We start from the raw sequence: 13,708 nt of genomic DNA on the forward strand, positions 1-13,708 counted from the left end.
ACGGAGGAGGGTGGCGATGGTGACCGTGGGGACGTTCCTGCCGGACGCGGCGGGTGGTGGCGGGGTCATCGCGCCCGACGAGCACGTGTTGCTCATGCGGCTGCTGGCGGACACGCCCGGACTGGAGTTCGTGCACGGCCTGGACTTCCGCCGGTCCCACGTCCGGCAGGGCCGCGTGCACTGCGGGGACGTGTGCCTGAACGACCTGGACGCCTACGTCTGGCACGTCGACTTCGCCCGCAAACCCGGCAGCTACGACCTCGACGCCCTGCTCACGCTCAAGCACGACACCGTCGTCATCCCCGACCCAGACCAGATCGCGCTCGCGTTCGACAAGCACTGGGCCTACCTGGCACTGGCCCGCGCGGGCGTGCCCGTGCCGGACAGCATGTTGCTCAGCGCCCGTGACCTCGACGCCGCCGAACCCGTGCTCGCCGAGTGGGGCAGCGCGGTGCTCAAACCGCGGCGGGGCTGCTTCGGCTGGGGCGTCACGTTCATCGACAGCTTCACGACCTTGCGCGACATCGTCGGCTACATCGACGCGGAGACGACCGACACGCGGGTGCGCGGTGTGGCGGAGGCGGCGTCGGGCCGCAGTTTCCTGGTGGAGCGCTGCTACCCGAACAACCCGGCCGACTGGCTGGGCGTCACCTACGTCGGCGACGAACCGGCCTACGCCTTCAGCAAGGACGCCGACCACCACGTCCGGTGGAACGACACGGCGTGGAAGGTCTACGACCCCGCGCGCGGCGGCGGTGGGGTGCGGCACCGGGACATCCCCGCGGAACACGCCGACATGCTCCGGGCCGCGCGGGGCGCGTTCGACCTGCCGTTGGTCGGGTTCGACGTCATCTGCCACGAGGGACGTCCCGTGGTGGTCGACGTCAACACCGGTCCCGCGCTGTACCCGGAGCTGTTCGCCGCCGCGGGCAAGAGCATGGCCCACGAAATGCACCGCGCCTACACCACCGCCATCGACCGCGCGACGAGGTGAGTCACGGGGTGTTCGGACGGGCGTCGACCGCGGCTCGGACCAGCTCGATCGCCGAGATCCCGTGGATTTCCTCCACCGCGTTCGCGGCGCAGTGGCAGGTGCGCATCCGTTCGTACGGGGTGAGGCCCAGCCGGTTGATCTGGAGGTAGGTGCAGTTGAGCAGGAACCGGTAGCGCAGGAACCCGGGGTTGGCGAAGACCGCTTGGCGGAACGCGCGGTTGCCGAACATCATCGCGTGCATCGGGGCGCGGGGTGTGATGGCGGGAGGTTCGGCGGGGGTGGGGGCGAACACCAAGCCTTGGCCGATGAGCGGCTGGACGCGGGGGCCGTACTCCCGGCACAGGGCCGCCCAGGCACGCGCGAACGGGCCGGGAGTCGCAAGGACCTCTCGCGTGCAGTCCACAAAGGACTGTCGGTGGGTGCGGTAGTGCCCTTCGAACGCCGTGCGGACCGCGTCCGGGTCGCCGCACGCGTGCAGGTAGCCCTCCGCGTGGGAGCGGTAGGAGACGAAGCTGCGGGTGATCGGTGGGCGGGCGGTGGCGGAGGTGGCCGGCATCAGTTCCAGCGCGAGGAGTTCCTTGCGGGCACCGACGCGGGCCTGGGCGAGGAGATCGAACAGGAGGGGTGTGCTGTCGGCGGCGAACTCGGCCATCAGCTCGGCGGTCTCCGGGCTCCGCAGGACGTGCAGGCGGGGGTCGTAGGGCTGTTCGTGGACGGTGTTGTCGGGCAGCCACGGGGTGAGCGGGCCGTGCTCCTGCTCGTGCCGGGCGAGGAGGCGGTGCTGGGCCAGCGCTCGCGCCGGGTCCGGCACGGTGGTGGAGGGGTGCGCCGCGAGGTATTCGCCGATGACGGTGTCGATGCGCGGCTTGACCACGCGGGTCCACCTGCCCGGGTCGGTCTTGACGAACAGGCGCACGTGCGGGCCGCGCCGCCAGTGGCGGGCGAGGTGGAGGCGCTCGGCGTGCGGGCGCAGGTCGTCGAACAGGGGGCGGACGGCGTCGAGGATCAGGCCGTCCTTGTCGGGGTCGTAGTACTGGACGTGGACGCAGTGCCATGTGGTCACGGCGGGGCCACCTCGTCGTGGAGTGCGGACAGGCTCGCGGTGGTGAGGTCGACCAGGCGGGCCTCGGTCGCCGCGGACAGGCCCAGGCGGTTGCACAGCAGGTGCGCGCAGCGCAGCACGACGCACGGGACCAGCGGGTCGTCCGGGCACAGCGCGCGGGCCAGGCCCGCGAACCGGGAGAGCACGTCGTCCGGCGCGAACCCGCCGGTTTCGCGCAGTGCGGTCAACGTCGTGTGGACGGCGCGGATCGAGTGCAGCCACACCGCGAGCGGATCGGTCGGCGCGGGGTTTCTGGACGCGTGGGACCACAGCAGCCGTGCCTGGTCGCGGTAGCGCTCGGGGAGTTGGGTGGTCGTGGTGAAGCGGGCGGAGGCGCGGGCGAGGTCGGGCTCGCACACCGCAGTGGTCAGGGTGAGCATCGCCAGGGCGACGGCGGCGCGCCGGTCGCGCGGGGTGGTCAGCAGAGCGGCGGCGATGCGGCTGGAGTCGGTGAAGTGCCGTTCGACGGCCCGCAACGCGATCCCTGTGCCGTAGGTGCGGTGTTCGGGGCGGTAGGCGGTGAACTCGACGGTGTCGACCGGGCGCAGGCGGCGCTGCCAGCGGGTCATGGGCTCGGCCGCCGCGCGGTGGCGGGCGATGGCCTGGTAGCGCTCCTGGGTCCAGGTGTCGGGTGGGGAGGGGTGGTCGGTCAGGTGGCGGGCGCAGGTGTCCGCCACGGCCGTTCGTACCTCTTGGACGTTCCCGGTCACGCGCAGGCGCAGCCGCACGTGTGGGCCGCCTTCCCAGTAGCGCAGGAAGAACCAGTCATCTATCTGTCCACAGTGGAGCAGTTCCGCGCACAACGGGGCCATCGCGTGTGAGACGAGGAGGTCCTGGTCGCCGCGGTGGAACACATGGGCGGCGATCCATGTCGGCTCAGCCATGGGATTCCGACAGCTCGAAGACGAATTCGGTGACGCGCTGCCCGTGCGGGCCGTGGTGCGGGGCGTCCGAGGGGTCGGGCAGGACCTCCTCGAACACCACGTGACCTTCGGCGGGTCGAGGGAGGGCGGAAAGGGCGAACCAGGTGGAGAAGTCGAGGTAGACGGGCTTGCGGGACCGGTCGCGGCGGCCGGCCGCGCGGGCGAAGCACCGCAGGGGCAGGCCGTGGCGGTCGCGCCAGAGTGCCAGGTTGAGCAGGGATTCAGCGTCGCACGCGCCCCGGGCGGGCAGGTCCGCCGCGGGCACCCGCCACCCGGCGCGGCCCAGCACGACCCGGCCGACCTCCAGCCGGGGGCGGCGCGCGACACCGTCCACCGGGCGGCGCCAGCCCACGTCGTCCGGGAGGGTGAACGCGGTCTGCGGTTCGCCGAACACCGCCACCAGGAACCGGAGAGCGGGCGGCAGGAGGTCTTCCACCAGCATTCCGAGGGCGAGGGGGCGGACCTGCCGGCCGGTCCGGTCGTGGAGGTCTGCGGGGGACAGCGCCGGGCCGTCCGGCGGCTGCCCGCCGGGGTGGTCGAGGACGTGCGGAACAGCCTGCACGCGCTGGTTGAGCTGCGAACCGAACGCCGCTCGGCACTCGGCCAGGGCGACGTCCGGGGCGGTGGTGAGTGTGCGGTCGGGGACGGTGACGCCGGCGGTCCGCAGGAGGTGTTCGGTGCGGGTGACGCCCCAGCCGTAGCCGGTGCGGACCGTGTTGAGCACGAACCGGGGGCCGGGCATTTCCTGGCCGTAGCAGCACACCGAACCGGGGGCGATGACGTGCGCGGGCCAGGCGGCGGCGAGTTTGGCCAGCACCTGCGGGTCCACGGTGATGACGTCGGCGCTGTCGTCGTACAGCCCGGTGAGCACGGCACGTCGGGGGTCGGACCGCTCGCGGGGGCCGGGGTGGGCGCGGAACTCCCGGTACAGCCGCAGGAACGGCACCCGGGCGCGTGGGCCGAAGCGGTCGCGGAACAGGGCCGCGAGGCGCAGTTTGAAGGGGAGTGAACGGTCCAGCCCGCCCAGGAAGCCGCGCAGTGCTTCGAGGTCGGCCAGCACCGGTTGCCACTGGTCGCGTCCGCACGTGACGACGCGTTGGGGCAGCACCGCGTTGTCCAGCAGCACGGGCCGGCGTGCGGACCACTTTGGGCGACCCAGGTCCGTGAGCACCCCGTCGAGCAGGTCCCGGGCCGCGCGCTCGGTGGACTCCGCGCGCAAGCGGCGCAGCCGTGCCGGCCACGGTGAGTCGGGGTCGTGGTCGGCGACCCAGCGGGCGAGGTGGTCGAGCGGGTCGGCGGACTGGTCCGGGAAGGGGCGCAGCGGTGCGAGGAGGCCCAGGTCGACCAGCCCGGTGACGGCTGCCCTGTCGAGGTGGCGGACCAGTGCGCCCGTGGTCGGTTCGGGTGTGGTGCGGACGAAGTTCAGCACCGCGCGCACCGCCTCGGTGGCGGCGACGGACACGATCGGCTCACCGGCTGCGGCGCCCAGGAACCACAGCCGACCGCCGTCCTCTTCGACCGATGGGTTGACCCGGAGTCGAACGTGGTCACGCAGTGTGGGGAAGGCGGCCAGGGCGTCCCAGAGCGCCAGCACGGCGGGGCGGTCCAACTCGGGGACGGAGAGCCAGTCGAGGTCGCCGGACGGGGTCACCGCCGGGCCGGTGGCGGTCCACCCGCCCAGGCCGCTCAGGGTGAACGAGGCGTAGGGGCTCGGCTTGAGCGCGGCGCGGGCGAGGTACTTCGCGAGGCTGGCGAGGGCGCCGGGGCCGGGTTCGGGCGCGGCCGGGTCGTCCAGCCATGCCGTCACCGCGCGGGTCAGGTCCGGGCTGGCCGACGCGAGCGCCGCCCGGAACGCGTCCCGCCGGGCCGCCACCCGCAACCCCGCCACCGCCGCCGCCCGGTCCTCCGCCAACGCCCGCGCGACCGCCACGGCCACAGGCTGCTCGTCCGCCAACGCCGCTGCGGCGGCCGGTCGGTCGGTCGCCAACGCCCGCGTGACGCCCGGCTCTCGTGCGAGTGCCTGTGCCCAGTGCTCCAGCCGGGCGGCGAGGTCCGCCGGTAGTGCCCGCCGGGCCGTCCACACCCGAGCCGCCGGCCGCCTGCCCCGGAACACCGCCCGCCGCAACGCCACCAGCAGCGGCCGGTCCGCGTCGGCGCAGCGGCCGATCACCGGGTGCAGCAGGTCGGACAACGCCGTCCCTTCGGCCCGCAGCCACCGGGTAAGGGCCACGGCCTCCTCCAGCGCCGCCTGCACACGCGGGCACCGCAGCGCTTCGAGGTCGGCCACGGGCACCCCGCCGACCCGGACACCGACCACGTCGTTCACCTGGTACCCCGCTGCCGGGGGAAGCGCTTTCGGCCGCAACGGTCCACTCCAGACGATGGGGGTGGGGCACCCGCCGCGGATGCCCCCACACGGTCGCGCGTCGATTGCCAGGTTCGTCGGCTACCCGATGCGGTCGCAGTCGCAGTCGCAGCTACCACCCGTGCAGTCGCAGTCGCATCCACACTCGCTGGAGGCGCCGAGTTCGGTGAGCCCGTGGCCCTCGGTCATGTCCTCCGGGCCGACGGCCGGGACGACGCCGATGGTCTCGACGGCGAGGTCGTCGAGGTTCAGAGCGGGTTTCGAGGCAGTCATGGGAATCCCTCCCGTGATGGCGGATTCGTTGTGCCCGATGGGTTTCCGGGCATCGTGGCCAGTGCAGCACGGTTTTCCGGCGGGCGGCGGCGCAGTCACCCGCGCGGGTCGCGGTGGACGATCTCGCGGTGGCACGCCGTGTAGTCGGGTCCGGTGGCGGGCGTCCCGGGTCACCTGGCCGGGACCGGGGCGCGGGGTACGGGCGGTCACGTCAGGGATGTGGTCACCGTGCTGCCGGGTCGGGCAGTACCCAGGAGCAGGAATGACAGCGACCGCAGCGGTCCGGCCAGGCCCAGGGCGGCGTCGGTGACCGGGTTGGTGCCGTCGGAGTGGATGCGGGCGGTGAGGCCGGCGGCGGTGGCGGCGAGGGCGGCGCGGTGGACGACCAGGCCGGCTTCGGCCTGTTGGAGCCGGTACCAGCGGTCGCCGAACGCGGTGGCCCCGGTCGCCTGGTCGCCGACCGGCACCACGACGGCCGCCGCTTCCGGCAGGGCCAGTCGGGTGTTGGGCTGGAGCGGGGCGGACCGGACGTCACCCGTGCCGCCGGTGGCGACCAGCGCGCCCGTCCGCCGGTCGTACCGGTAGGCCCCGGCCGGGATTCCGGTGACCCGCTGGACCAGCACGTACGGGGTCACGGTGACCGGGGCGTCGGCGGTGCCGGGCAGGTCGCCGGGGTAGCCGGCCGCGCAGTGCGCCAGGACCGCGGCGAGGGTGCCGGCGGGGATGGGGCGGGGCAGGAAGCCGTTGTCGGGGGAGCCGCGCCGGGCCAGGCCGTCGGTCAAGCGGACGGCGCGCGGAGCGGGCAGGCGCACGACCGGGCCGCGTGGACTCGGTGGCGCGGGCGGCAGGACGCCGGGGTGCGGTGCGGCGCCCGCCGCGTGCAGGGCGGTCAGCAGCGGAAGCCGATCGGCCACGCTGGGCGGCAGGTGATCGGTGGTGTTGGGTGGCGGGTGGTTCTCGGTGGTCGCGGTGGGGGCGGGGACGTGGCTGGTCGCCGTGGTGGTGCCGCAGGTGAACGCGCCCAGGACGCCCTCGCACGCCGGGTCGAGGCCCAGCAGCGACTGGCAGGCCGCGTCGTCGAACCGCCAGTGCACCCCCATCGGCACGCCCAACCGCTCGCCCAGCGCCAGCACCTGCGCGCTGAGCACACCGATCTCCTGGCACTGCAACCGGTAAGCGAACTCCTTGTACTTGAACCCGTTGCGCCAGAACACCGCCGCCGGCACGACCACCAGCTCCGGCAGCACGGCGGGCGGCCGGGCCAGTGCCGCGTGCAGCACCGGCCGGTGGTCGCCGGGCCGGACCAGGTCCACGGCGTGGTGGGCGGCGTCGTAGTGGTAGAGCCCGTCGCGCAGCGCGATGTAGGCCTCGATCGGGTACAGCGCGCCACCCGACGGAGCGGGTCGTTTGAGCCGCACCGTGCGCGCTCCGTGCGCCCACTCCGCCCGCGTCACGCCGAGCAGGCCGCGCAGCAGGTCGCCGGGCAGCGACGGTTCCCGCCACGGCAGCACCACGCGCCCCTTGGCCGGGTACCGCTTGTACGTCGGCGGCGCGGCGCTCCAGTCGATGCGCTCGCGCTTGCGCGCGGCCAGGGCGGCCAGGTACTGCCGCGTCGCCTCGCCCGGCACGACGGCGGACGGTGGTGCGACCACGTGCGACACGACGCCTTCCGGCACGTCAGGGGAACGGGTGCGGGTACGGGTTCAGCCCGCCCACACCGTGCCCGAGCAGGCGGGGCACGGTGCGCAGGCGCGGCAGGCCGTGCGTGCGGCGGTAGCGGTGGCCGAAGGTCATCGGCAGCGTGCCCGGCACGATCACCTTGGCCGCCGCGAAGCCGCCCGCGCGCTGCTCCGGCGCGGTGATGTCCACCGCGACCACGTCCAACCCGGAGGCCGCGTAGCGCCGCACCAACTCGGCCAGGTCGTCGCCCAGGTCGTGATGGGTCGGCCACGCGGTCCGCGCCCGCAACTCCGGCAACGTCAACCGCTTCGTACCCTCCAAAAAGGACAGTCGCCAGACGGTGCCGGGGTGTCCGTAGAGCAGGGCGTGGTCGGCCATCTCGCGGACCTCGTCGACGTCGGCCACCATCCGGGCCGCTTTGCCGGCGTCGAAACGGCCCATCCGACTGCCGATGCCGGCGGCGGCGTCGGTCAGCGCGGTGAGCAGGGCGCGTTCCGGGTCGGGGTGGGCGGCGGCGCTGAACCCGTGCCGCGGCACGTCGGGGCGGTTCAGGGCGTCCACGGCCAGCACCATCACCGCCGGCACCCGTTGTTCGAGCGTGATCGAGTAGGCCGACATCGTGTAACCACGGCGTTGGCGGACGAACTCGGCGGTGACCGGGATGCGCCGGTCCACAGCCGAGTCCAGGTCCAGCCGGGGCACCGGGAGGCGGGCGTACCAGGTCATCAGGAACGCGTCGCGCTCGGCGACCTCCAGCAGCCCGTGCAGGACCGCCTCTTCCAGACAGCTGCCCAACGCGCACCCGTTGGAGCACTCGTACACCATGCGGGTGTCCTGCGACCGGGTCCGGGCCCCGTAGTAGGCGTAGCTCTCCGGCACCAGCACCGGTTCGCCTCGCCCGAACGAGAAGCCCCACACCCAGGCCACCGGCCGGTCCGGGTCGAAGCGGGCGAACGGGAAACCGGGCTGGTCGTACCAGTCGTCGGGGTACAGGCCCAGGTCGCGGGGGTCGATCGCGTGGTCCGCGACCTCGGTGTGGGGCGCGGTGACGACGGTGCGGCGGCCCAGCGGCCGGCGGTTGCCGTACCGCTCCAGCGCCTCGGTGATCGCGGTCAGGCGCGCGGTGCGGAAGTCGCGGCTGCGGCCGTAGCCGTGCCGGTGCTCCGCGTCCGGGCGCGGCGGACCCAGCCGGGCCACGGCGGTCGGGATGCCGTACGGCGCGCCGGAGGACAGCGAGCCGACCAGGCCGGTGCGGGAGTCCACATAGGACTCGAAGAGGTCGGGCCACCGACCGTCGAGCGTGCTCGCGCGCAACGTCGAGGGGTCGGGTTTGGGCAGCGGCCGGCGGCGGATCTCGGCGGCCGACCGGGTGTCGGCGGGCGGGTGCGCGCAGTCGGGGCACTGCGGGTCGGGCAGGAACGGGTGGCGGGTGAGCAGGCCGGTGGTGAGCGAGAACACCAGCACCGCGCCCAGGGTGCGGCCGTCGGGGCGGGCCAGTTCGTCCACGACCACCTCGACGATTGCACGTGCGGTCACCGCCGTCACCAGCGGGTTTGGTGCGTCCACCGGGTCGTCGCCGAACTCGCGGCGCAGCGCGGCCCACCCCGGCCCGTCCGCCCGGTTGGTCTCCCAGCGGCGGTCGGCGCACGTGTCGCAGCCGGGGACACCGGGGCGGACCAGGGGGCCGATCCGGACGTGCGGCCCGTCCACCCGCACCGGCAGCCACGCCGCACCGGCCACCTCACCGGAGCTGACCCGATCACCGAGCGCCTCGGTCAACGCCGTGCGCAGCAGGTCGGGGCCGAACACCCCGGCCCGCGTGGTGACGACCGCTTCGGCCGCGAGCAGGTCAGTCACCGTCGACCACCACCCGGACCAGGCACGGCACCCGCTCCCGAACCGCGTCGTCGGCCACCAGCGGCACCGCCACCGGCACACGCCCCACCCGCCGCAACGCCCCCACCAACGCCCGACACCGCGAGTCCTCGACCACCGGGACCCGCCGACCCTCGGTCACCCAGCGCGTGACCACCGGGCCGTCCCACGGGTCGCACTGCCACCGCAGCAGCACCCGTTCCAGCCCATCGCGCAACGCCTCGCCGGCCGTCGCCGCACACGTCACCACCGACGCCCCACCCACCCGCAACGCCACAGCAGGCACCCCCAACACGTGCCCCAAGTCCTCCGACACCACCTCGACCCCCGCGGCCCGGACCAACCGCAACAACTCCGCCGCCCGCTCATCACCACACGACCGCACCACGGCGTCGAGGTCGCACGGCCGCCCCGGATCGGCCTGCTCCACCAGCAGCGCCTCGCACCACGCCCGAAGCCCGGCCGTCACCGCATCCCCCCACGAACGCCCCGCCGCCACCCCCACCGGAGCCCGGTACGGCGCCCGCCCCGGAACCGGTGCCGCCAGGCACGGCAGGCCGGTGAGCAGGTCGACGCGCTCCCCACCCCGGTCGACCAGGCTCCCGTACGTCGCCAACGCCGCCAACACCGTGTGCCACCGCGCCCGCTCCCGGTCCACACCCCAGCCCACCACCCGAGGAGCCGGCGCCCAGGCCGGCAGCACCAACCCGGGATCGGACACCGACGCCCGGCACACCGCCAGCGGCACCTGCGGCAACTCGCCCTCGTCCAACTCCCGCAGCACACCCACCCGGCCGTCGACCAGCCGCTCGTCGACCCGATCCACCTCGGCGACGGCATCGGCCCCGACGTCCATCGCGAACGTGTAAGGCAGCGGCCGGTGCGTCCGCGCGGACAGGTCCCGCAGGTCGATCCGGGTCAGCACCGGCTCCCCGGGCACGTCCGACTCGGTCAGGTAGTGGAAGCACGACATCACCACGTGCGCGGCAACAATCCCCGGCACCGGACCGGTCATCAGCCCGCCGTCCCCGCCGCGCGGCGCGCCCAGCCGCTGCCAACACCCTTCCGCGGCAACCCGTTCGGGTGGACCGACCGCCGTCACCCACACTTCGTCCGCACCGACCAGCACCTGCCCGAGCGCCGCGCGCGCCCCGAACCGCGCCGCCGCCACCAGGTCCTCCATCCGGTCGGACACGCACAGCACCAGATCGGCGTCCGGCTCCGCCGCCGGTTCCGGCCCGATCACCACGTCCTGCGCGCTGTCCCGCACGGCCGCACGCCCCACCGCGCGCAGCGCGTCGACCTCCTCGTCGTCGGCCCACACGACCACCCGCCGCCACCCGGACCGCAACCCCGCTTCGAGCAGCGCCGCCATCACCGGTCCGTGGCCGACCAAAGCGATCCGCGCCGACCGCAACCGCTCGAACCGGTGCTCGGCGGAGTTCCCCGCGTACCGGAGGAACGCGATCTCCGGCGCGTAGACCCGTTGTTCCTCTTCGGTGAGCGAGTGCGGCTCGTCGTCCTGGGCGTCCACCAGCAGCCGCTGCTCCATCAGCGAGCGGACCAGGTGCTCCACCACGGCCCGCTGGTCGCCGCGCAACGGCTCCACGAGGTCGTCCAGCACGTGCTCGCCGGTGAGGAACGGGGCCAGCCGGTCCAGCCACTCGTAGCTCGCCCCGCCGGTCAGGGTGCACGCCCCGGCCGCGCCGCGCACGTACACCCCGTCCGGGCTCTTCACGTACCGCACGTCGGCCCGAAGCCGTGGACGCATACCGACCTCCGCGACAGTGGTGACCCGTGCCCCGACCGTAAACGAGATCGTCCGACCCGACCTGTGCTCGAAGCGTGACGGCCGGCCACGGTCGAGTGGTGACGGGACGTCACCGCCACCCCCGGGTGAACCGTCCGTTCGGGTCGGTCGGGCGGCGTTAGATTGGCCTGGTGCTCAGCAAAATCCCGGCCGTGCTGACGCTCGTGGTCGCGCTCGGCGTGCCCGCGCCGTCCGGTCACCCGCTGCCGGACCTGAGGCAGGCGCCCGTGGGCTGCCCCGGCGGCACGACCGTGCAACCGGCGCAGTGCCGCGACTGGGACGTGTGCATGGTCGCGGACGCGTCGAGGCCCAGGGGACCGTGCCTGGAGCACGGACCGGCCGCCGCGGTGCGGCTGCGGTTCACCAGCTCCGCGGACAACATCGGCGACGGTCCGCTGGTCATCTACGCGCGCAGGTCGCCGGAGGAGCCGACCATGCGGGCGCGACAGGCCCTCCAGTCCGGTGTGGACGGTTCGATCCCGGCGTCCTACGACCAGGCGCAACGCGACCTGCCGGCCACCGTGTACTACGAGCCGGCCCCCACCCACGAGCACTGGCACCTGCTCGACTTCGAGCACTTCATGCTGCGCACCCCCGGCGGCGAGACGGTCGTGACCGACCGCAAGAACGGTTTCTGCCTGGGGGACCGGTACACCATCGCCGACGACCTGCCCGCACGACCCCAGGACGACGCGAGCCCGACCGGAGAACTGGCGAAGTTCCTGCGCCGCAACATGTGCAAGATGCGCGACCCCGCGGCGACGACCGTGAAGCAGGGGATCTCGGTCGGGTCGGGCGACGACTACCCCTACAAGGTCGACTTCCAATGGCTCGACCTCACCCATGCGCCATCGGGGCTGTACGACGTGGTGAACGTGGTCAACCCCGACCGCGGCCTGGTCGAGAAGAGGTACGACAACAACGCTTCCTCCATCGCGATCTTGCTGCAATGGCCGCAGGGAGCGAAGAACCCGCCGGCGGAGATCACCGAACCGCCGCGCGTCGAGCTGATCCGCAGTTGCCCGGGGCAGGAGCGTTGCGCCCGGCCGTGGCTGCCCCCGGTGCGGTGACGTGCGGATGTTCCTGGTAGCCGTGCTCGTCGCCGCGAGCGTCGGGGCGGCCTCCGACACCACGCCACCCACCGCGCCCGGCGACCCCCGCGTGAGCGACCTGACGTGCGAACGCCTGACCCTGTCCCGGACGGCCGCCTCGGGCGCCGTGGGCGTGGCGGCCTACGACGTCTACCACGACGGGCAGCACATGACCTCCGTCGCCGGAACATCGGCCGATCTGACGGTCGTGCGGGGTGCGGCGTGGGGGCTGTACGTCAACGCCCGGGACGCGGCGGGCAACGTCTCGCAGGCCAGTCCGACGGTGACCGTGACCGTGCCGGACTGCCAGGCCGACACCGAGCCACCAGCCGTCCCGGTCGGGGTCGGCGCGGGCGAGTGGGGCACGGCGATCAAGGTGCGGTGGGTGCGGTCCACCGACAACGTCGCCGTCACCGGCTACGAAGTCCTGCGCGACGGCGTCCAGGTCAGCAAGGTCGCCGCGGACACGACCTCCTACGCCGACACCGGCCTGGCCGCCGTCACCCGCTACGAGTACCGGGGGGTGGCGCGCGACGTCGCCGGCAACCGCTCCGCGCCCAGCGCGCCGGCCCACGCCATGACCGGCCCGTTCCGCGTCGCGGCCGTCTGCTCGGTGACCGAAGTGGCCTCGGACGACGACCTTCCGTGGGGCCTGACGACCCTGCCGAACGGCGCTGTGCTCTACAGCCGCCGGGACGCCTTCGACATCGTCCGACTCGACCCCGCCACCGGCACCAAGACCAGCATCGGGACGGTGCCGGACGCGGCCGGGAGCGACGGCGAGGGCGGCGTGATGGGGATCGCCGTCGCCGCGGACTTCGCCGAACACCCGTGGCTCTACGTGATGCACACCACCGCCACCGACAACCGAGTGGTGCGCATCCGTTACGTCGACGGGGTGTTGAGCGGCAGTCCGCAAATCGTGATCAGCGGCATCCCGCGCAACAAGTACCACAACGGCGGCCGGTTGCGGTTCGGTCCCGACGGCAAGCTCTACATCGCCACCGGCGACGCCCAGCGCCGGGACTCCGCCCAGGACCGCAACAGCCTGGCGGGCAAGGTCCTGCGGCTCGACCCGGACGGCAAAGTCCCGCCGGACAACCCGTTCGGCAACGCGGTGTGGAGCTACGGCCACCGCAACCCGCAGGGGTTGGCGTTCGACTCGCGGGGCCGGCTGTGGGCGCAGGAGTTCGGCAACCACCTCGCCGACGAGACCAACCTGGTCGTGCGCGGCGGAAACTACGGCTGGCCGCTGTGCGAAGGCCCGTGCGACAACCCCTCTTTCGTCCCGCCGAAGCGCACCTACACCACCAAAGAGGGCTCGTGCAGCGGTATCGCCGTCGTCGGGGACGCGCTGTACGTGGCGTGCCTGCGGGGCGCCCGGCTCTACCGGATGCCGATCAACGGCGAGGAGTTGGGCGAGGCCGAGCAGTACCTCCACGGCGCCCACGGTCGGCTGCGCACGGTCGAGCCGACCGGTGACGGCGACCTGTGGTTGACCACGAGCACCAAGGGCGACAAGGACAGCGTGGCGGGCAACAGCGACGAGCGGGTGCTCAAGGTCGTTCTGCGGAGGTGAACCGCCTGTCGTGCGG

10 protein-coding genes are annotated in these 13,708 nt (G+C 73.5%); 3 read left to right on the forward strand and 7 right to left on the reverse strand.

Features of this window, described 5'->3' with window-relative positions:
• Positions 1-16: 16 nt before the first annotated feature.
• Positions 17-994, forward strand: coding sequence for a hypothetical protein (locus RIN75_RS23865; RefSeq protein WP_309114231.1), 978 nt, complete (start codon positions 17-19; stop codon positions 992-994).
• Position 995: 1 nt separating this feature from the next.
• Here the strand turns inward: RIN75_RS23865 and RIN75_RS23870 are convergent, their stop codons facing one another.
• The 7 genes from RIN75_RS23870 to RIN75_RS23900 form a co-directional block, all read right to left on the reverse strand.
• Entirely contained in the window at positions 996-2,057 is a 1,062-nt protein-coding gene (locus RIN75_RS23870) for a thiopeptide maturation pyridine synthase (RefSeq protein WP_309114232.1), read from the reverse strand.
• Positions 2,054-2,980: a lantibiotic dehydratase C-terminal domain-containing protein gene (locus RIN75_RS23875; protein ID WP_309114233.1), complete on the reverse strand. Its 927-nt coding sequence runs from the start codon at positions 2,978-2,980 to the stop codon at positions 2,054-2,056. The genes RIN75_RS23870 and RIN75_RS23875 overlap by 4 nt, the downstream gene beginning before the upstream one ends.
• Positions 2,973-5,345, reverse strand: a complete 2,373-nt coding sequence (locus RIN75_RS23880; protein WP_309114234.1) for a lantibiotic dehydratase — start codon at positions 5,343-5,345, stop codon at positions 2,973-2,975. The genes RIN75_RS23875 and RIN75_RS23880 overlap by 8 nt, the downstream gene beginning before the upstream one ends.
• A gap of 120 nt (positions 5,346-5,465) precedes the next feature.
• Complete coding sequence (locus tag RIN75_RS23885) at positions 5,466-5,657, reverse strand: hypothetical protein (protein WP_309114235.1); 192 nt, start codon at positions 5,655-5,657, stop codon at positions 5,466-5,468.
• A gap of 206 nt (positions 5,658-5,863) precedes the next feature.
• Positions 5,864-7,318, reverse strand: a complete 1,455-nt coding sequence (locus tag RIN75_RS23890; RefSeq protein ID WP_309114236.1) for a SagB family peptide dehydrogenase — start codon at positions 7,316-7,318, stop codon at positions 5,864-5,866.
• A gap of 16 nt (positions 7,319-7,334) precedes the next feature.
• Complete coding sequence (locus tag RIN75_RS23895; RefSeq protein ID WP_309114237.1) at positions 7,335-9,194, reverse strand: TOMM precursor leader peptide-binding protein; 1,860 nt, start codon at positions 9,192-9,194, stop codon at positions 7,335-7,337.
• On the reverse strand, positions 9,187-10,983 hold the full coding sequence (locus tag RIN75_RS23900; protein WP_309114238.1) for a hypothetical protein: 1,797 nt from the start codon (positions 10,981-10,983) through the stop codon (positions 9,187-9,189). The genes RIN75_RS23895 and RIN75_RS23900 overlap by 8 nt, the downstream gene beginning before the upstream one ends.
• Positions 10,984-11,153: 170 nt before the next feature.
• Between RIN75_RS23900 and RIN75_RS23905 the strand changes: the two genes are divergently transcribed.
• Both RIN75_RS23905 and RIN75_RS23910 read left to right on the forward strand, forming a co-directional pair.
• A complete protein-coding gene (locus RIN75_RS23905; RefSeq protein WP_309114239.1) occupies positions 11,154-12,092 on the forward strand; it encodes a lysyl oxidase family protein in 939 nt (312 codons plus the stop codon).
• A gap of 7 nt (positions 12,093-12,099) precedes the next feature.
• Complete coding sequence (locus RIN75_RS23910; protein WP_309114240.1) at positions 12,100-13,692, forward strand: PQQ-dependent sugar dehydrogenase; 1,593 nt, start codon at positions 12,100-12,102, stop codon at positions 13,690-13,692.
• Positions 13,693-13,708: the final 16 nt, after the last annotated feature.

Source organism: Saccharothrix sp. (assembly GCF_031180885.1).
In the GTDB taxonomy this organism is placed as follows: Bacteria; Actinomycetota; Actinomycetes; order Mycobacteriales; family Pseudonocardiaceae; genus Actinosynnema.